Origin of the sequence: Alteraurantiacibacter aestuarii, from assembly GCF_039523595.1 — a bacterium.
In the GTDB taxonomy this organism is placed as follows: domain Bacteria; phylum Pseudomonadota; class Alphaproteobacteria; order Sphingomonadales; family Sphingomonadaceae; genus Alteraurantiacibacter; species Alteraurantiacibacter aestuarii.
The window spans coordinates 159,792-176,079 of record NZ_BAAAFP010000001.1 but is presented as its reverse complement, the minus strand read 5'-3'; the positions used below and the strand labels follow the sequence as shown (position 1 = coordinate 176,079).

24 protein-coding genes are annotated in these 16,288 nt (G+C 62.7%); 13 read left to right on the top strand and 11 right to left on the bottom strand.

What is annotated here, in order from left to right:
• Positions 1-2: 2 nt before the first annotated feature.
• Entirely contained in the window at positions 3-212 is a 210-nt protein-coding gene (gene thiS, locus ABDZ98_RS00900) for a sulfur carrier protein ThiS (RefSeq protein ID WP_237437437.1), read from the bottom strand.
• Positions 213-231: 19 nt separating this feature from the next.
• Complete coding sequence (locus ABDZ98_RS00895; protein WP_160590764.1) at positions 232-603, bottom strand: MerC domain-containing protein; 372 nt, start codon at positions 601-603, stop codon at positions 232-234.
• Positions 604-722: 119 nt separating this feature from the next.
• On the opposite strand from ABDZ98_RS00895, the gene ABDZ98_RS00890 reads away from it, so the two are divergent.
• The 5 genes from ABDZ98_RS00890 to rpsI all read left to right on the top strand — a co-directional run bounded on the left by ABDZ98_RS00890 (position 723) and on the right by rpsI (position 4,057).
• Positions 723-1,787 carry a COX15/CtaA family protein gene (locus ABDZ98_RS00890; RefSeq protein ID WP_160590765.1) on the top strand — a complete coding sequence of 355 codons (1,065 nt, stop codon included), beginning with the start codon at positions 723-725 and terminating at the stop codon, positions 1,785-1,787.
• Positions 1,784-2,119 carry a divalent-cation tolerance protein CutA gene (cutA, locus tag ABDZ98_RS00885; RefSeq protein ID WP_337190183.1) on the top strand — a complete coding sequence of 112 codons (336 nt, stop codon included), beginning with the start codon at positions 1,784-1,786 and terminating at the stop codon, positions 2,117-2,119. The genes ABDZ98_RS00890 and cutA overlap by 4 nt, the downstream gene beginning before the upstream one ends.
• The gene (locus tag ABDZ98_RS00880; RefSeq protein WP_160590767.1) at positions 2,116-2,871 is read left to right on the top strand and encodes a hypothetical protein; all 756 of its coding nucleotides are present in this window, start codon (positions 2,116-2,118) and stop codon (positions 2,869-2,871) included. The genes cutA and ABDZ98_RS00880 overlap by 4 nt, the downstream gene beginning before the upstream one ends.
• 182 nt (positions 2,872-3,053) lie before the next feature.
• The gene (rplM, locus tag ABDZ98_RS00875) at positions 3,054-3,533 is read left to right on the top strand and encodes a 50S ribosomal protein L13 (protein ID WP_160590768.1); all 480 of its coding nucleotides are present in this window, start codon (positions 3,054-3,056) and stop codon (positions 3,531-3,533) included.
• The gene (gene rpsI / locus ABDZ98_RS00870) at positions 3,533-4,057 is read left to right on the top strand and encodes a 30S ribosomal protein S9 (protein WP_160590769.1); all 525 of its coding nucleotides are present in this window, start codon (positions 3,533-3,535) and stop codon (positions 4,055-4,057) included. Before rplM ends, rpsI begins: the two co-directional genes overlap by 1 nt.
• Before the next feature lie 132 nt (positions 4,058-4,189).
• Here rpsI and ABDZ98_RS00865 read toward each other — a convergent pair whose 3' ends face one another.
• The 3 genes from ABDZ98_RS00865 to ABDZ98_RS00855 form a co-directional block, all read right to left on the bottom strand.
• The gene (locus tag ABDZ98_RS00865; RefSeq protein WP_160590770.1) at positions 4,190-4,558 is read right to left on the bottom strand and encodes a response regulator; all 369 of its coding nucleotides are present in this window, start codon (positions 4,556-4,558) and stop codon (positions 4,190-4,192) included.
• A 96-nt stretch (positions 4,559-4,654) separates the two neighbouring features.
• Positions 4,655-5,512, bottom strand: coding sequence for a metallophosphoesterase family protein (locus ABDZ98_RS00860; protein ID WP_160590771.1), 858 nt, complete (start codon positions 5,510-5,512; stop codon positions 4,655-4,657).
• Between the two features lie 46 nt (positions 5,513-5,558).
• Positions 5,559-5,825, bottom strand: coding sequence for a hypothetical protein (locus tag ABDZ98_RS00855; protein WP_160590772.1), 267 nt, complete (start codon positions 5,823-5,825; stop codon positions 5,559-5,561).
• Positions 5,826-6,074: 249 nt separating this feature from the next.
• Here ABDZ98_RS00855 and ABDZ98_RS00850 point away from each other — a divergent pair, with 249 nt between their 5' ends.
• The gene (locus ABDZ98_RS00850) at positions 6,075-6,383 is read left to right on the top strand and encodes a UrcA family protein (protein WP_160590773.1); all 309 of its coding nucleotides are present in this window, start codon (positions 6,075-6,077) and stop codon (positions 6,381-6,383) included.
• A 46-nt stretch (positions 6,384-6,429) separates the two neighbouring features.
• Here ABDZ98_RS00850 and ABDZ98_RS00845 read toward each other — a convergent pair whose 3' ends face one another.
• The 4 genes from ABDZ98_RS00845 to ABDZ98_RS00830 all read right to left on the bottom strand — a co-directional run bounded on the left by ABDZ98_RS00845 (position 6,430) and on the right by ABDZ98_RS00830 (position 10,387).
• A complete protein-coding gene (locus ABDZ98_RS00845) occupies positions 6,430-6,783 on the bottom strand; it encodes a hypothetical protein (protein WP_160590774.1) in 354 nt (117 codons plus the stop codon).
• Positions 6,780-7,538 (bottom strand): LytR/AlgR family response regulator transcription factor, encoded by a 759-nt coding sequence (locus tag ABDZ98_RS00840; RefSeq protein WP_160590775.1) that lies wholly within the window; start codon positions 7,536-7,538, stop codon positions 6,780-6,782. The genes ABDZ98_RS00845 and ABDZ98_RS00840 overlap by 4 nt, the downstream gene beginning before the upstream one ends.
• A complete protein-coding gene (locus tag ABDZ98_RS00835) occupies positions 7,535-8,779 on the bottom strand; it encodes a sensor histidine kinase (RefSeq protein WP_160590776.1) in 1,245 nt (414 codons plus the stop codon). The genes ABDZ98_RS00840 and ABDZ98_RS00835 overlap by 4 nt, the downstream gene beginning before the upstream one ends.
• Before the next feature lie 81 nt (positions 8,780-8,860).
• Complete coding sequence (locus ABDZ98_RS00830; protein WP_160590777.1) at positions 8,861-10,387, bottom strand: fumarate hydratase; 1,527 nt, start codon at positions 10,385-10,387, stop codon at positions 8,861-8,863.
• Between the two features lie 137 nt (positions 10,388-10,524).
• On the opposite strand from ABDZ98_RS00830, the gene ABDZ98_RS00825 reads away from it, so the two are divergent.
• The 4 genes from ABDZ98_RS00825 to ABDZ98_RS00810 are packed head-to-tail and all read left to right on the top strand — an operon-like array spanning position 10,525 to position 13,561.
• On the top strand, positions 10,525-11,124 hold the full coding sequence (locus tag ABDZ98_RS00825) for a protein-L-isoaspartate O-methyltransferase family protein (protein WP_237437438.1): 600 nt from the start codon (positions 10,525-10,527) through the stop codon (positions 11,122-11,124).
• Between the two features lie 2 nt (positions 11,125-11,126).
• Positions 11,127-12,575, top strand: coding sequence for a TolC family outer membrane protein (locus ABDZ98_RS00820; RefSeq protein WP_160590779.1), 1,449 nt, complete (start codon positions 11,127-11,129; stop codon positions 12,573-12,575).
• A 58-nt stretch (positions 12,576-12,633) separates the two neighbouring features.
• The gene (locus tag ABDZ98_RS00815; RefSeq protein ID WP_160590780.1) at positions 12,634-13,101 is read left to right on the top strand and encodes a DUF2497 domain-containing protein; all 468 of its coding nucleotides are present in this window, start codon (positions 12,634-12,636) and stop codon (positions 13,099-13,101) included.
• A gap of 40 nt (positions 13,102-13,141) precedes the next feature.
• Positions 13,142-13,561, top strand: coding sequence for a (2Fe-2S) ferredoxin domain-containing protein (locus tag ABDZ98_RS00810; protein WP_160590781.1), 420 nt, complete (start codon positions 13,142-13,144; stop codon positions 13,559-13,561).
• Here ABDZ98_RS00810 and ABDZ98_RS00805 read toward each other — a convergent pair whose 3' ends face one another.
• A complete protein-coding gene (locus ABDZ98_RS00805; protein ID WP_160590782.1) occupies positions 13,562-13,858 on the bottom strand; it encodes a hypothetical protein in 297 nt (98 codons plus the stop codon).
• Between the two features lie 120 nt (positions 13,859-13,978).
• Between ABDZ98_RS00805 and ABDZ98_RS00800 the strand changes: the two genes are divergently transcribed.
• The 3 genes from ABDZ98_RS00800 to xth are packed head-to-tail and all read left to right on the top strand — an operon-like array spanning position 13,979 to position 15,585.
• On the top strand, positions 13,979-14,407 hold the full coding sequence (locus ABDZ98_RS00800; protein ID WP_160590783.1) for a CBS domain-containing protein: 429 nt from the start codon (positions 13,979-13,981) through the stop codon (positions 14,405-14,407).
• A 55-nt stretch (positions 14,408-14,462) separates the two neighbouring features.
• Positions 14,463-14,792 (top strand): iron-sulfur cluster insertion protein ErpA, encoded by a 330-nt coding sequence (gene erpA, locus ABDZ98_RS00795; protein WP_160590784.1) that lies wholly within the window; start codon positions 14,463-14,465, stop codon positions 14,790-14,792.
• Between the two features lie 19 nt (positions 14,793-14,811).
• On the top strand, positions 14,812-15,585 hold the full coding sequence (gene xth, locus ABDZ98_RS00790) for an exodeoxyribonuclease III (RefSeq protein ID WP_237437439.1): 774 nt from the start codon (positions 14,812-14,814) through the stop codon (positions 15,583-15,585).
• A 53-nt stretch (positions 15,586-15,638) separates the two neighbouring features.
• Here xth and ABDZ98_RS00785 read toward each other — a convergent pair whose 3' ends face one another.
• The gene (locus tag ABDZ98_RS00785) at positions 15,639-16,259 is read right to left on the bottom strand and encodes a cell wall hydrolase (protein WP_237437440.1); all 621 of its coding nucleotides are present in this window, start codon (positions 16,257-16,259) and stop codon (positions 15,639-15,641) included.
• Positions 16,260-16,288: the final 29 nt, after the last annotated feature.

Sequence of the window (16,288 nt, the reverse complement as noted above, 5' to 3'; positions counted from 1 at the left end):
CGTCAGCCGCCGCCCACGAAAGTGACGATCTCCAGCACATCGCCGTCTGCCAGCGGAACATCCTCCAATGTCGAGCGGGGCGCGATCACGCCATTGTGTTCGACCGCGACCTTTTCCGGCTTGAGCGACAGTTCGCGCACCAGATCGGCAATGGTGGAGGCCTGGCTGCGGCGGCTTTCGCCGTTTACGGTGATGGAGATGGGCGTGCTCATAGGCTCGCCGGGATAGCGCCTAGACTGCGCGGCGCAAGTTGAGGATGTGTCCGCTGGCCACCAGCACCACGCCGATCACGGTCAGCACCGCCTCTTCATAGCCATGCCCGATCGCCAGCGCGCCGCCCATGAAGGACAGGCCCGTCATCGCCACCACGAAGGGCAGCGGACGGCGGTGGCGGATTGCGCCAATGCCGATGGCCACGCCGGCAATGATGGTGGCGAGCAGCAGGCCGACCTTGTGAATCGACGGATCGAGCAGGAAAGTGCCGCCAAGGCCCAGGCCCGCAACCAGCACCAGCCCGACCACGCAGTGCACCAGGCACAGGCATGACAAGACCACGCCAACACGGTCAAGCTGGCCGCGAATCCTGAAGATGATTGAGTTCATGTGCGGCTATGTATGTAACGCTATAACATTGCGCAATGTTTTTTGGCTTTTTGCTGTCACGCTCTCCACCGTCCAAATGCGGTCTTGCGATTCGGGGCATCAAAGCGCAAATCGCGCAGATGGTCGCAACCGCAGCAGAAAATGGCCTGGCCCAAGTGCCCGCATCGCCCCTTCGCCCCGCCGCCCTGGCCAGCTGGCTGTTTGGCGTGGCGATCCTCATCCTCCTGATCGTGGCTGTCGGCGGTATTACCCGGCTGACCGAATCGGGCCTGTCGATCACCGAATGGAAGCCGGTCACCGGCGCGATCCCGCCCATTGGCGAGGCGCAGTGGCAGGCGGAATTTGCCGCCTATCAGGCAACGCCGGAATACCGGTTCGAAGCCGGGCCGGCGGGAATGACGCTGAGCGATTTCAAGTTCATCTTCTTCTGGGAATGGTTCCACCGCCTGATCGGGCGGGTGATCGGCATGGCCTTTGCCCTGCCGCTGGCATGGTTCTGGATTCGCGGGGCGATCCCCGCAGGCTACAAGCCGCGCCTTGTGGCGCTGCTGGCGCTGGGCGGTCTGCAGGGCGCGTTCGGCTGGTTCATGGTCCGCTCCGGCCTTTCGGGAGAGATGACCGATGTCAGCCACTTCTGGCTCTCCATCCATCTGCTGACGGCGCTGTTCACGCTCGGCGGCCTGATCTGGACCGCGCGTGACCTGCTGGTGCTGGCAGGCAATCCGCAGGCGCGGCCCGCCCGCCTCACGGCGCTGGGTACGGCGACACTGGCGATATTGTTCATCCAGCTGCTGTTCGGCGCGTGGGTGGCAGGGCTGAATGCGGGACTGGCTTCGGACAGCTGGCCGCTGATGCAAGGACGCCTGTTCCCGGAGATCGGCTGGACCCGCGGCGCGCTGTGGACGCTGACGCATGATCCCTTCCTGATCCACTGGATCCACCGCTGGTGGGCGTGGGTGGCGGTGGCCGCGCTGATCGTGATGGCCCGCGCACTGAAGAAGGCGGGTGACCGGCGCGCCTCTGTCTATATCCACATCGCCTTTGGTACGCAGATCATTCTGGGCATCGCCACGGTGATGACAGGTGTCGCGCTGTGGCTGGCCGTGGCGCATCAGGTGGTGGGGGCTGCACTGGTCGCGGCCACGGCATGGGGCGCGCACAGACTGGGACAAGGTGCACGGTGAGCGAAGGCCCCGCGCTGATCTGGTGCCCCTTTCCCAGTGAAGAGGAGGCGCGCCGCGTTGCCGGGCAGCTGCTTGACGAAAGGCTCATCGCCTGTGCCAATATCGTGCCGGGCATGATCTCGATTTTTGAATGGCAGGGTGAGCGGGGAGAGGCACGCGAAGTGGGTGTTCTGCTGAAGACCCATGGATCGCTGCTGGAGAAATCTGTTGCAAGACTGGCCGACTTGCATTCCTATGATACCCCGGCGGTTGCCGGGTGGATAACCACAGCCAGTGCACAAGCCACCAGCGCATGGATAGACGGACTGACAGGTACGGAGGCATCGCGATGAAGCGTTCTGATCGCCGTAGCGCTATCATGTTGGCTCTGGGTGCCGCCTTGGCGCCTGTGCTCGCCACGCGCGCTGCATGGGCGACAGACAGGTCTTCCGGGGACAGCTCTTCCGGGCACAGGGCATCCGGTATCTTTGCCCCGCCGCCAGTGCCGATGGTCTATACCCGCAAGCTGCAACGCCAGATGGTGGGTGGTGCGATGCTGGAGGTTACGCGCAACTTCAACGTACACTTCGAGCCATTTGGCGCCGGCTACAGGCTGGAGGGCACGCAGCTGTCTGCCAGCGTAGCCGCTCCCAGCCGGATCGCGGAATTTGCCCGGCTGGAAGAACAGCGGGTTGAAACCGGCGTGTTCCCGCTGCTGCTCGATCGGATGGGCCAGATCGTGGATGGTGCGGGCCCGCATGAATCGCACGAGATTGAAGAGGCTCTGGCAGGGCTGAACAGGGAATATGAGCGCAATGGACCTGACGGGCAGGAGCTCGATCTGCTGGTGGAAGCGCTGCACCAGGCCGGTGCGCGCATGACCAGCCAGCTGCCGCGTGACATTTTCGCGCCGGTGGAAACGACCCGCGAACAACAGCAGGAAATAGCCCTTCCCTGGGGCGAGTCCGGAGCAGTGACCACAAGGTTTGTGGCCGTGTGCGATCCGCAGACCGGCCTGATGCACGAAGCCAGCCGCGAGGTTGTTACCGATCTGGCCGGCGATCAACGGCGCACGGTGGAGAGCTGGCGGCTGATTGCTGCCTGACGAAAACACACGCATTCACGCCCTGCATTTGGGTTAAGGTATTATTTTACCTCCCTGCTATGCCGCACGAATGCTTGACTTCCCGCCCCCAAAAGGACAAATGCCGCGCCTTCGCAGGCTGTGACGGTGATTCCCGGCAAGCCCTGCGGCGCACCATTCGCGAAACAAGGAATTTTGAAGCCATGAAGGCTCTGTCGAAGCAGACCCGGTCGATCAAGCCGGCCGAGGTCGAAAAGAAGTGGCATATCATTGATGCCGACGGCCTGGTCGTTGGCCGGCTCGCCACGATTGTCGCCAATATCCTGCGCGGCAAGCACAAGGCCAGCTACACCCCGCACGTCGATTGTGGTGACCACGTGATCATCCTCAATGCGGGCAAGGTGAAGTTCACCGGCAACAAGCTGGGCCAGAAGGTCTATTACAAGCACACCGGCTATCCGGGCGGCATCAAGGGTGTCACCGCTGGCAAGGTGCTGGACGGCCGCTTTCCCGAGCGTGTTCTGGAAAAGGCTGTGGAACGCATGATCCCGCGCGGTCCGCTGGGCCGGGCGCAGATGAAGGCGCTGCACCTCTACAATGGCACCGAGCACCCGCATGACGGCCAACAGCCCGCCGTGCTCGATGTTGCCTCCATGAATCGCAAGAACAAGGCTACTGTCTGATGGCTGAGGAAAACAACACCGTGTCAGATCTCGCCGATCTGAAGGATATCGCTGGCGATGCGCCTGCTTCTGATGAAGTGGCTGCTCCCGTCCGTACCGGACCTGCTGCCGTTCTGCGTGAGCAGGAACTGGACGCGCAGGGCCGTGCCTATGCCACCGGCCGCCGCAAGGACGCCGTGGCCCGCGTATGGATCAAGCCCGGCACCGGCAAGGTAACGGTCAATGGCCGCGACCAGGAAGTGTATTTCGCACGTCCGACGCTGCGCCTGGTGATCAACCAGCCGTTCTCCATCTCTGACCGCGAAGGCCAGTATGATGTCGTCGCTACCGTCAAGGGTGGCGGCCTGTCCGGCCAGGCCGGCGCAGTGAAGCATGGCATCAGCCAGGCACTGACCAAGTTTGAACCCGCGCTGCGTGCGACGGTGAAGGCCGCCGGCTTCCTCACCCGTGACAGCCGCGTGGTGGAACGCAAGAAGTATGGCCGTGCCAAGGCACGCAAGAGCTTCCAGTTCAGCAAGCGCTAATTGGCGCTGCAAGAGTTTCCGCGACGGTGGAAAATGTGAAGGGCGGTCCCCACGAGGGGCCGCCCTTTTTCTTTGCCTGCACACCATGGTCACCGATGGCCCGAACCTGTCGCGCGAACCTGTGGCGCAATCCTATGGCGCGAACAGGCTATCCACCTCTGCCAGCAATTTATCGATCGTAACCGGCTTGGAGAGGTAGCCCTTCGCACCCGCCTCGCGAATACGCGCCTCCTCGCCCTTTCCGGCAAAGGCGGTGATAGCCAGCACGGGGATGGCGCGCGTCACCTCATCACGGTGCAATTTGCGGATCAGGCGCAGGCCGGAAATATGCGGCAGCTGGATGTCCATGGTGATCAGGTCGGGTTCGAAGCGGTGCACCTCGTCAAGCACGTCTGCCCCGTCGGAAACCATCGCCACTTCAAAGCCACGGTTCTGAAGCACCTCATGGTAGAACATGCGGTTGAGGAGGTCGTCTTCGACAACGAGGATCTTGCGGGCCACGCTTTCTAAACGGTTGAAGGCGGCTCTGGTGCCGCCCCGGCACGGCGCTTTGCCTCATGCGCAGAACTGCTCGGCCCGCAAAGAGCCGCCAGCCCCTCAATCCACCGGCGGATCGGTGCGCGGAATGCGGCCGATGGGTGCCACAGGTTCCCCCGCCTCACGCGGCGGCATGGCGTCTTCGGGGACCTCGTCCACCATCATGTCATGCGACGAGATGCCCTCAAGATTGCGCACATGGACGGTGAGCTTGCTGCCATCCCACGTCAGTTCGTTGAATCCCGGCGGGGTGGAGCGAATGCGGTGGGACAGCGTGCCCGCCCCGATCATCCGGACAGGTCCGCTGGGCGTGTCCTGCATCAGGTCGAAAGCGTCGTGCACATGGCCGCTCAGCACGGCGAGAACATTGCGCTGGGCCAGCTGATCCAGCGCATGATTGCCATTGCGGGTCAGCGCGGTGCCATGCGTGCCCGCCTCCCGCAGCGGGTGATGGGCAGTCACGATCACCCGCGTACCGGCAGGCAGGGCGTCAATCTGCGACAGGCAATTGTCCAGCGCCCGGCGGCTGACCCATCCCTTTGACCAGTTCAACCGCGGCTGGGCGGAAACATTGGTGTTGAGCGGCACCAGCGCCAGGCCCGGAAATTCCAGCCGCTTTTCAACCAGATCGCGAAAAGCCTCAAACCGGCCAAGCGGATTGAGATAGCGTGACGGCAGGTGGTAATTGGGCAGGTCATGATTGCCCGGCTCCACCGTCACCGGCGCATCGAGAGAGCGAATCCATGTGGCGGCAGCGGCAAATTCCCGGTGCCGGGCGCGCATGGTCAGATCGCCGGTAATCGCCACCGCATCGGGCTGGCGCGCGGCAATCTCCGCCTTGACCCAGTCGAGCGCGAGATTGTCCTCAAGCCCGAAATGGATGTCGCTGATATGAAAAAGGGTCAGGTGGTCGGCCATCGCGGCAATCGCTAGCAGATCGGCGCAGGCAAGGTAACAGGGCGCTTCATATGCGCCGCGACAGGATCAGCCACGCGGCCAGTCCATTGCCTGCGGTATACAGCGCATAGGCCCAGCCCCACAGCGCCATGCCGTTTCCCACCAGCAACATGGCCGCCAGCAGCAGTGCAAATTCCAGCGCCAGCGTGACCCGGGGGCCAAATACACTTCCCGGCGCAGCTATCGACCGAACCATGGCATGCCCGCTTTCCAGCACGGCGCGGTGCATGGTGAAATTGGCGATTCCCAGCAGGAAGATGATGGCAACACCCATGATCACCCTTGTGCCCAAAGGCGCTGACATTCGCAAATTGCAGTTCGTGGATGGCTCTGGCCTTTTCGTCGGGGCTGGGACTCGCCGGTCGATCCAGAGCAGCCCCAAGTCGAGCATGACAGGACCCGAATCGCGCTCCGCCCTATCCCTGCAATTGCGCCGCAGCCGATACCAGTCCCACCGGTTGCGGCGCGACCCCCCGGGGAAGGGAGGTCGCGAAGGGAATTCAAACGGAGGAAGGAGAAGGGCATGATCAAGACTATTACTCTCGCATTGGCCAGCGCTGCGCTGTTTGCCGCCCCAGCCGCCTCGGCAGCTGAGCGCGAAACGCGGACAACTGGCGTGACGCATACCGATCTCGACCTGACCACGGAAGATGGCCGGGCAGAGCTTGATCGCCGGATCGAAAGTGCCGCCAAGAATGTGTGCGGCATGAACGAACGGGCGACCGGTTCCAACATGACCTCACGCGAGGCGCGCACCTGCTACCGCGATGCAAAGCGCCAGCTTGATAATCATTTTGCGGAGATCATCGACGATCAGCGTCGCGGCGGCTGAATGGCCTTGCTGCGAAGCGGAAGGGCGCCTGCCCCAGGGCGCCCTTCTATGCGTCCGGGTCACTATCGGCAGGTTCATCCGGTGATATCGAAGGGCGCTGGCTGCGCCACCGGCCATAGGCGGTGAAGGCCACCGGCCAGAACATGGTGTTGGCGATATCATGAAAATTTTCAAGCGGTTGCTGCCATTGCAGCAGCCGTGCCAGCCGCAAGATGTCGGCAATCTCTCCCGCGATGCAGAAGCCGAACACGATCACCAGCGGCAGCAGGCTGCCCAGCTTCCGGCCGCTCAGCCAGAGCGCCGCGAAAAACAGCAATATGCTGATATGGATATGCAGCGCATCGCGCGACATGCCCGAATAATTGATCATGTAGAGCTTGGCTTGCTCGAACCCGATCACCGGCCGGCCAGAGCCTTTACCTTGCGCAGATAGGTTCGCCCGATGCGCAGATCCTCACCATCCTGCAATTCCACGCACCACACGCCCAGACCTTCATGGCGCAGGCCGCGGATCTCGTCGCGGCGCAATATGGTGGAGCGGTGGATGCGGATGAATTTGTCCGGGTCCAGCTTGGCCTCAAGCCCGGCAATGGTCTGCAACAGCAGATAGCTGCGCGGCGCTTCATCCGGGCCGGTAACATGCAGGCGCACATAATCCCGCTCGGCATCGATGCGGCTGACCTGATCGGCATCGATCCGCAGCAGTTCAGACCGGTTGGGCACCCAGAATTCGCTCAGCCACTGGACGTCCGGAGACGAACCGGCATTGTCGCGCCGGGCCAGCGCGCGGCCGATGGCGCGTTCCAGCCGGTCAGCGGCGACAGGCTTGAGCACATAATCCACGGCATCCATGTCAAACGCCTCAACGGCGAAATTCTCATGCGCGGTGACGAATATCACCGCTGTGGTGCGACTGACCTTGCCCAGACCGCGCGCCACCGCCAGCCCGTCCATGCCCGGCATGGTCATGTCCAGCAGCAGCAGGTCCGGTTGCAGTTTTTCCGCCAGCCGCAGCGCCGCTTCGCCATCGCTGGCGGTGCCGACAACCGAGATTCCGGCCAGCTCGGCACACAGCACCTGCATCCGCTCAATCGCCAGCGGCTCATCATCCACGATCAGCGTGCGCAGACCGGCGATATCGTTCGCGGCACTCATTCCGCAGCCTCGGCGGCATGGCGGTCGCGCAGGATCGGCAGGCGCAGGTGGGTGGCATAGCCGCCGGGCACGGGGCCGGACACAATCGATGCCTCATGGCCAAAGCGCGCTTCCAGCCGTTCGCGCACATTGGCCAGGCCGATGCCATAGCCGGGACGGGTCTCATCCTTGCCGGCAGCGCTCTGTCCATCGTCGGAAACGGTCACCACCAGCCGCCCGTATTCCTCACGCGCGGCAAGGGTGATGGTCACCTGCCCGGACGATGGAGCGACCGCGTGCTTGACCGAATTTTCCACCAGCGGTTGCAGGATCATGCCGGGAATCAGGCAATCCTGCAGGTCTGGTGGCACCTGGTAATCTGGCACCAGCCGCAGCGGGAAGCGCACCGATTCGATATCGAGGTAGAGCTTTTGCAGCGCAATCTCCTGCTCCAGCGTCACATCGCAGGTGGGATCATCGGCCAGGCTGCGGCGATAGAAGGTGGAAAGCATCTGGATCATCCGCTCCGCCGCCTGCGTCTTGCCGGTCAGCACCAGCGCCGACAGCGAGTTGAGCGTGTTGAACAGGAAGTGCGGATTGACCTGATAGCGCAGCGATCGCAGCTCCGCCGCCTTTGCCGCGCGCCGATAGGTGCCCTCTCGCCGTTCCGCCGCGCGGGCCTTTTCGCCTGTCAGAAGCGCCAGATAGAGCGCGCACCACGCCAGCATCATGAAATAGCGGCCATACGCCACTTCGGTCAGCTGCTGCCACTGCGTGCCTTGCAGGCTGGTGGCATTGACGGTGACGGTGTCGGTGCCGGCTTCCGCGCCCGGCATGGTGGGAATGCCCATCGCGGGAATATCCACCAGCAGGTCACCCGTTTCACTGCGGTGGACGGTAAAGCCGCGCTGTTCCGCCGTGCGCGTGAACACCCGTTCCTCCATCGATGAGAAGACCATCTGGTTGCTCTGTGCGATCAGCATGGCCACCGGCATGGACAGCAGCAGCGCCGCACAGATCTTGAGCCACAAGGGGCGTGGATCGAACAGCCGCAGGATCGACCACAGGCCGATGGTGATGAGTATGCCGAGGAACGATGCCAGCGCGCGGCGCCAGAACGCCTCTGTCACAAAGCCCAGATCAACCAGCTCACCGCGCAGGGTGGTCAGCAGGAAATAGCACACCCACAGTCCGACAATTGATGCCAGTACCGTGCTGAAAGGCACGCGCGCGACCAGATCTTCAGGTTTTTCCCTGTTCATTCCGCTTTACTTACCCCCAGCCAGCCCCCGGACGCCAGCCCCGCGCCATATCCCGGTCGAAGCGGGACGGCATTTGGTCGATCAACCGGGCTGCAACAGGCCTTCCTCGGCAATCCGGCGGCGCCAGTGCAGCGGGGCAAGCGTGTGGACATTATTGCCCCTGGCATCCACCGCCACCGTTACCGGCATGTCCTTCACGGTGAATTCGTAGATCGCCTCCATGCCCAGATCCTCAAAGGCGACCACCTTCGATTCCTTGATGGCGCGGGCGACCAGATAGGCAGCCCCGCCCGTGGCCATCAGATAGGCCACCTTGAAGCGGCTGATCACGTCCACCGCATCGGCCCCGCGCTCGGCCTTGCCGATCATCGCAAGCAGGCCCTGGTCCAGCATCATTTCGGTAAACTTGTCCATCCGGGTGGCGGTAGTGGGGCCCGCCGGGCCGACCACTTCGCCCATCACCGGATCGACCGGGCCGACATAATAAATGGCGCGGCCCCGGAAGCTGACCGGCAGCTCCTCCCCGCGTTCCAGCATGTCCTGAATGCGCTTGTGCGCCGCATCGCGGCCCGTCAGCATCTTGCCGTTCAGCAGCAGGCGGTCGCCGTTCTGCCAGCCGGCAACTTCTTCCGCGGTCAGATTGTCCAGATCGACCTTCTTGGCCGCCGCATCGGGCTGCCAGTGCACATCGGGCCACTGGCTGAGGTCTGGCGGATCGAGATAGGCCGGACCTGATCCGTCCAAGGTGAAATGCGCATGGCGGGTGGCGGCGCAATTGGGGATCATCGCCACCGGCTTGCCCGCCGCATGGCAAGGCGCGTCGAGAATCTTCACATCGAGCACGGTGGAAAGCCCGCCCAGCCCCTGTGCGCCCACGCCCATCGCATTGACCGCGTCATAGATATCGATGCGCAGCTGCTCGATATCGCTCTGCGCGCCGCGCGCCTTGAGCTGACCCATGTCGATCGGTTCCATCAGGCTGAGCTTGGCCAGCTTCATGCAATGTTCCGCCGTGCCGCCAATGCCGATGCCCAGCATGCCTGGTGGGCACCAGCCCGCGCCCATCGAAGGGATCTGTTCGACCACCCAGTCGACGATATTGTCGGACGGGTTCATCATCTTGAACTTGCTCTTGTTCTCGCTGCCGCCGCCCTTGGCCGCGACATCGATGGATACCGTGTTGCCGGGCACCATCTCCACCGACAGCACCGACGGCGTGTTGTCACGCGTGTTGCGGCGGGTGAAAGCGGGATCGGCCAGGATCGAGGCGCGCAGCTTGTTGTCCTTGTGATTATAGGCGCGGCGCACGCCTTCATCGACCACGTCCTGCAAGGCCTTGTCCGATGCCAAGCGGCAATCCTGGCCCCATTTGACGAACACGTTGACGATGCCGGTGTCCTGGCAGATCGGCCGATGCCCCTCCGCGCACATGCGGCTGTTGGTCAGGATCTGGGCGATGGCATCCTTGGCCGCCGGCCCCATTTCCGCATCATAAGCCTTACCCAGAGCCTTGATGTAATCCATCGGATGGTAATAGGAGATGTATTGCAGCGCGTCGGCCACACTCTCGATGATGTCTTCCTCGCGGATAATGGTGACGTCATTCATCGAAGGGTGACTCCTGCTGATACAATTTTCGACATCCCTTAAGGCTGCACCCTGTTATGGTCAAAGGCCTTGGCCTTGCGCTATGTTGCGCTTAAGGCTCCGCCCATTCAAGCGACGAGAGATATATAGCAGTGACCATGGTTGAAACCCGGCCCCTTTCCAGTGGCTCGCAATCCGCCCGCAGGGCGATGATTGACAGCCAGTTGCGCACCAGCGGCGTGGTTGGCGATGACGTTATCCGCCGCATGGGCGAAGTTGCGCGCGAGGATTTCGTGCCCGCATCGGTCAAGGGCGTTGCCTATGTCGACCGGGCCATCCCGCTGGGCGATGGCAAGTTCCTGGCGGCCCCACTGGTGCACGGCAAGATGTTGCAGGAAGCCGCGCCAAAGCCGCATGAAAGCGCGATCGTCGTCGATGGCGGCAGCGGCTATCTGGCCGAATTGCTGCGTCCGCTGGTCGCCTCTCTCAAGGTGCTTACCCCGCAGGAGGCACTGGAAGCCGGGCGCGGGAAAAAGGCCGATCTGCTGATTATTGACGGGGCGGCTGAACATATTCCCGATGCACTGGCCAAGCGCCTGGCCGACAATGGCCGGATCGTTACCGGCATTGTCAGGGATGGGGTTACCCATCTGGCACAGGGCCGCAAGCTGGCAGGAACCATTGCCCTGCAACCGATCGCGGAAATCGGCATTCCTCGCCTTCCCCAATTTGATGAGCCCAAGGGCTGGAGATTCTGAACATGCCCGCCAAAGGGTTGAAAGCGAGTCTGCTCGCCTGCGTCTGTCTAACTGCCAGCCCGGCTGCTGCCGATACGCTGAAGGAAGCGCTGGCACAGACATATTTCAGCAATCCGCAACTGGAAGCCGCGCGTGCACAGTTGCGCGCCACCGATGAAACCGTGCCGATCCAGCGCGCCAGCGGCCTGCCTTCGCTCAGTTCCTCGGCCAGCCTGACCGAATTCCTGAAGCAAAGCTCTGCCAGCTTCATTTCCCCGCAGCGATCGCTGTCGGCCAATATCGATCTTGGCGTGCCGCTCTATTCCGGCGGCAGCGTACGCAATGGCGTTCGCGCGGCGGAAAACCGGGTCGAGGCGGGCCGCGCCGATCTGCGCGGTACCGAAAGCACGATTTTCACGCGCGTCGTCTCCGCCTATATGGACGTCATCCAGAATGAGGCGATCGTCGGCCTGACGGCGAATAACGTCGACGTGCTGTCAACCAATCTGGAAGCCACCAGCGACCGGTTCGAGATTGGCGATCTGACGCGCACCGACGTGGCCCAGTCGGAAAGCCGGCTGGCGCTTGCCCGCAGCGATTATCGCACAGCGCAGGCCAATCTGGTGATCGCGCGGGAAAACTACATCGCGCTGGTTGGCTCTGCTCCCAATGCTCTGGAAGCGCCGCCGCCGCTGCCCGGCCTTCCTGCCGATCTGCAACAGGCCGTGGACCTGGCGCTGGAACATAACCCGGACCTGATCGCCGCGCGGGAGCGCATTCAGGCTGCCGGCTACGATATCGATGCCGCCGGTGCCGGACGCCTGCCGCGGATCGAGGCTTTCGCCAGCAGCGGCTATCAGAATTACCTCGGCACGCTGGGCAGCATTCCCGGCGCCGCGGCACCATCGCAGGTCAGCACCTCGGCACAGGCGGGCCTGCGCCTGTCGATCCCGATTTTTCAGGGTGGCCGTATTTCCGCCCAGCAACGCCAGTCGCAGGCCAATTCCTCGGTCGCGCTGGAGCAGGGCATTGCCACGGAACGCAGCGTGATCGCACAGGTCCGCTCATCCTATTCCAACTGGCAGGCGGCCCGGTCAATCATCGCTTCGACCCAGTCCGCCGTTGATGCCGCAGAGCTCAGCCTGGAAGGCGTGCGCGCGGAAAATTCCATCGGCAACCGGTCGATCCTCGATGTGCTGAATGCCGAGCAGGAATTGCTGCGTGCACAGGTCCAGCTGGTGACGGCCCGCCGCAATGAATATGTCGCCGGGTTTAGCCTGCTGGCCGCGATGGGCCGCGCCGAAGCGCGCGATCTGGGACTGGAGAGCGAAGGCCCGCTGTACGATCCCGTGGTCAATTATGAACGTTCGCGCGGGATCTATCTCGACTGGCACAGCGATCCCGATCCTGTCGCCCGGTCCACGCGCACCGTTGACATACCGGCACAAGATGGCGAGATTTCGCAAGACTGATCAATCGGATCGGGCGCGCGCAGTTCAGACGCGCACAGTTCAGGCAGGCAGGGGCTTTATGCGTCAGGATGGCGAACCGTCAGTCGAGGAGATCCTCGAATCGATCAAGAAGGTGATCGCCCGTGACAATCGCGAGATTGCGCAGGCTGAACGCAAGCGCCGGGAAAGCGCCGGCATGGTTCGCGACGCGTCATATGGTCAGGAACATGTTCAGGCAGATGACGACGTACTCGATCTGGGCATGATCGCCGCTGAAATGGCACAGGATGAAATCGGCGATTCGGGCGAAGGGCTGACCACGGACGAAGCTGCCGATGCCATGCGCCAGTCGCTTGCCGCGCTCAGCATGCTCTCTGGCCCATCAGTGCCGCCACAGATCGTCCGCTCGGGCGAAACCTCTCTCGAGGGGCTGGTTCGCGAAATGCTGCGCCCGATGATGGCGCAATGGCTCGATGCCCACCTGCCCGAGATTGTGGAGCGGCTGGTCAAGGCAGAGATTGCCCGCATCGCCGGCAAGAAGCGCTGATCCTGGCTAGCGCCCTGCAGCGCTTCGGCTGGCTCCGCACATGAGCGATACAGGCCATTCCCCCGATCAGCTGGAACAGGCTTCGCGCGCTCTGCACAAGATTGGCGGAGAGACGATTGAGCGGCACATCTTCCTGTGCGGCATATCCGAAAAGCAGGAATGCTGCCGGCGTGAGGAAGGCGAACGCGCGTGGAAGTTCCTCAAGAAGCGGCTCAAGCAGCTGGGGCTTTTCGGTCCCAAGCGGCAGGATGGCAGCGGCGGTATCCAGCGCAGCAAGGCCGATTGCCTGCAAATCTGCGTTGCCGGGCCAATTGCCATGATCTGGCCCGACCGCATCTGGTATCACTCCTGCAATGAGGACGTGCTGGAGCAAATCATCCAGCAGCACCTGATTGGCGGAGAACCGGTAGAGGAATTCCGCCTGCGCGGGCGCGCGGATCAGGCAGATGAGTCGGCCTAGTCAGGCCTGGTCTGTCTCATCCTTGAGCGGGTCTTCCACCGATTCGTCATGACCGGTGCCGCTGGACAGGAACACCAGCCCCATCAGCGCGCTCATCAACAGCATCGAAAAACCGATCCCCAGCGCGGTGGCGATGAAGAAGTGGACCGATATCATTCCGTTCTGCTTGTAGATCAGTGCCATGGCGATGATCACCACGGCTACCGTCAGCATGAACATGAACCGCATCAGCCGCCGGTAACGCGCCCAGGCGTAGGTAGCTGTCTGTGGATCGTCGAGCGGGGAATGCTTGGCCATGGCCCGCCTCATGCCCTCACAAGAGGGTGCTGGCAACGCGGCATTTCGGCATGATCGGGCCAGAATTTGCCCAGACTCGGCAAAGCGTGGCATGATGACGACGGGATAAGGAGAAAAACGATGTCAATCGCCCGCCTGATAGAAGGTCACAAACAGGACATCATCCAGTGTTCGCCCGGCGACCTGGTCCATCACGCTGCCAGCCTTCTGGCGGAGAAGCGCATCGGCGCACTGCCGGTAACGCAGGATTCCAGGGTTGTGGGCATATTTTCCGAGCGCGACCTGCTCTATTGCATCGCCCGTGAAGGGGCCGATGTGTTGCAGCGGCCGGTCAGTGACGTGATGACGTCACCGGCCATCACTATCGGTCCTGATTGCGATGTGCTCAAGGCGCTTTCGCTGATGACCAAGCGGCGCATCCGCCACCTTCCGGTGGTCGACGGCGATGCGCTGCTGGCCTTCGTGTCCATCGGCGATCTGGTGAAATACCGGATGGGAATTATCGAGGCCGAGGCCGAGCAGATGCGCGAATATATCTCCATGGCCTGAGTGCAGGTGGCCAAGCGCCCTTGAGTGCGGGGCGTGCGCATCCTACATCACGTGCATGGATCAAACGCTCACCCTCACCAAGTCCGCCGCGCAGCGCGTGGGATGGATCGCGCAGAAGCAGGGCAAGCCCGCAATCTTGCGCCTTTCGGTGGAAGGCGGCGGTTGTTCCGGCTTCCAGTACAAGTTCGATCTGGATGACGATCTGCAGGCCGATGACGCAGTGAGCGAGACCGATGGCGTCAAGCTGGTGGTCGATCCCGTCAGTCTGGATCTGGTGGCTGGCTGCGTGGTTGATTTCGTCGAATCGCTTGGCGGTGCGGCGTTCAGGGTGGAAAACCCCAATGCCGCCTCTGGCTGCGGCTGTGGCAGTTCCTTCGGCATCTGACGACGCCAAGGGGGGCACTTTGCGAATAACCAGTTTCAATATCAACGGCATCAAGGCGCGCCTGCCGCGTCTGCTGGAATGGCTGGCGGAAACCCGCCCCGCGGTCGCCTGCCTGCAGGAAATCAAGACGCAGGATCAGGGCTTCCCGGCCGAGGAATTCGAGAAGATCGGCTATCATGCCATCTGGCACGGGCAGAAAAGCTTCAATGGCGTGGCCATATTGGCTGACGGCGTGAAGCCGGTTGAAGTGCAGCGCGGCCTGCCCGGCGACGATAGCGACGAACAGGCGCGCTATCTTGAGGCCGAGGTGAACGGCATACGCATCTGCAATCTCTACCTGCCCAACGGCAATCCGCAGCCCGGCCCCAAATTCGATTACAAGCTGGCGTGGATGAAGCGGTTGCGCGCGCGCATGGCGGAGCATCTGGCGGCAGAGATCCCCGCAGTGGTGCTGGGCGACTACAACGTCATCCCCGAAGACAAGGATGTGTGGTCGATCAAGGCGATGGAGAATGACGCGCTGATGCAGCCGGAATCACGCGATGCCTATCGCCGCCTGCTCAACGATGGCTGGACCGACGCGATCGATACGCTCAACCCGCGCGGCGGAGTGTGGACCTATTGGGATTACCAGGCCGGTGCATGGCAGCGCGATCACGGCTTCCGCATCGATCACCTGCTGCTGTCACCCGCATGCGCAGACCGGCTGGTGGCAGCGGGCGTGGACAAGGAACACCGCGGGCGGGAAAAGGCCAGCGATCACGCTCCTGTGTGGGTGGAACTGGCCGACTGATACCCGGCGACGATACCGGCCGGCGCCCTGATGGGGAGCCAGCCGGCAATCACTCAGCGATAGAAGATGTGGCTGTCGATCCGCGCGCGGGTGGATTTGTTGCGCGCCCAGCGCGGCGAAACATGCGCCGCGTGGAAATACAACGCATCATCGGCTTCGCTGTCCCACAATTCCTGATGCGCGATGCGGGCAATTGCACGGGCCCGTTCCCAGGCCAGCGACGATGTGTTGGGGGTGGGGATATGCCCGCCGCGAACGAATGAGAATTGCGCGCGCTGCGTGACAACCGAGCAATAATCATCGGGGAAGAGATTGGATTCGGCACGGTTGATGATCACCTGCGCCACGGCCAGCTGGCCGGCGAGCGGTTCACCGCGCGATTCGAAATAGACTGCCTCAGCCAGGCACTCCATCTCACGCGACATGGCGTTGCTGACAGGGGTCTTTGCGACCAGTTCACGCAGCGATGATGCTTCCAGTGCCGTGGGGCTATCAACCAGTTCGGGGGCAGGAATGTCCTGCACCATCGGCTGGGAAACGAAGCGCACCGCATTCTGGGGCGCCTGTGTGGCATCTGGAGCCTGAGTTTCGACCTGTTCGAGCGCTGTCGGCTCGGCCTGGTCCTGGGCCATGGCGCCGGTCAGGCCGACACCGAAAAATACTGCAACCAGCATTGCAGCCGAGGCTAACGCCCCGACACGAT

Coding starts and splice junctions, on each gene's coding strand:
- ABDZ98_RS00785 (WP_237437440.1), bottom strand. CDS start 16,259: ATGCTGGTTGCAGTATTTTTCGGTGTCGGCCTGACCGGCGCCATGGCC.
- ABDZ98_RS00800 (WP_160590783.1), top strand. CDS start 13,979: ATGTCAATCGCCCGCCTGATAGAAGGTCACAAACAGGACATCATCCAG.
- ABDZ98_RS00820 (WP_160590779.1), top strand. CDS start 11,127: ATGCCCGCCAAAGGGTTGAAAGCGAGTCTGCTCGCCTGCGTCTGTCTA.
- ABDZ98_RS00850 (WP_160590773.1), top strand. CDS start 6,075: ATGATCAAGACTATTACTCTCGCATTGGCCAGCGCTGCGCTGTTTGCC.
- rpsI (WP_160590769.1), top strand. CDS start 3,533: ATGGCTGAGGAAAACAACACCGTGTCAGATCTCGCCGATCTGAAGGAT.
- ABDZ98_RS00840 (WP_160590775.1), bottom strand. CDS start 7,538: ATGAGTGCCGCGAACGATATCGCCGGTCTGCGCACGCTGATCGTGGAT.
- ABDZ98_RS00880 (WP_160590767.1), top strand. CDS start 2,116: ATGAAGCGTTCTGATCGCCGTAGCGCTATCATGTTGGCTCTGGGTGCC.
- ABDZ98_RS00830 (WP_160590777.1), bottom strand. CDS start 10,387: ATGAATGACGTCACCATTATCCGCGAGGAAGACATCATCGAGAGTGTG.
- ABDZ98_RS00815 (WP_160590780.1), top strand. CDS start 12,634: ATGCGTCAGGATGGCGAACCGTCAGTCGAGGAGATCCTCGAATCGATC.
- ABDZ98_RS00825 (WP_237437438.1), top strand. CDS start 10,525: ATGGTTGAAACCCGGCCCCTTTCCAGTGGCTCGCAATCCGCCCGCAGG.
- ABDZ98_RS00855 (WP_160590772.1), bottom strand. CDS start 5,825: ATGGGTGTTGCCATCATCTTCCTGCTGGGAATCGCCAATTTCACCATG.
- rplM (WP_160590768.1), top strand. CDS start 3,054: ATGAAGGCTCTGTCGAAGCAGACCCGGTCGATCAAGCCGGCCGAGGTC.
- erpA (WP_160590784.1), top strand. CDS start 14,463: ATGGATCAAACGCTCACCCTCACCAAGTCCGCCGCGCAGCGCGTGGGA.
- ABDZ98_RS00895 (WP_160590764.1), bottom strand. CDS start 603: ATGAACTCAATCATCTTCAGGATTCGCGGCCAGCTTGACCGTGTTGGC.
- ABDZ98_RS00805 (WP_160590782.1), bottom strand. CDS start 13,858: ATGGCCAAGCATTCCCCGCTCGACGATCCACAGACAGCTACCTACGCC.
- ABDZ98_RS00890 (WP_160590765.1), top strand. CDS start 723: ATGGTCGCAACCGCAGCAGAAAATGGCCTGGCCCAAGTGCCCGCATCG.
- ABDZ98_RS00860 (WP_160590771.1), bottom strand. CDS start 5,512: ATGGCCGACCACCTGACCCTTTTTCATATCAGCGACATCCATTTCGGG.
- ABDZ98_RS00835 (WP_160590776.1), bottom strand. CDS start 8,779: ATGAACAGGGAAAAACCTGAAGATCTGGTCGCGCGCGTGCCTTTCAGC.
- ABDZ98_RS00810 (WP_160590781.1), top strand. CDS start 13,142: ATGAGCGATACAGGCCATTCCCCCGATCAGCTGGAACAGGCTTCGCGC.
- thiS (WP_237437437.1), bottom strand. CDS start 212: ATGAGCACGCCCATCTCCATCACCGTAAACGGCGAAAGCCGCCGCAGC.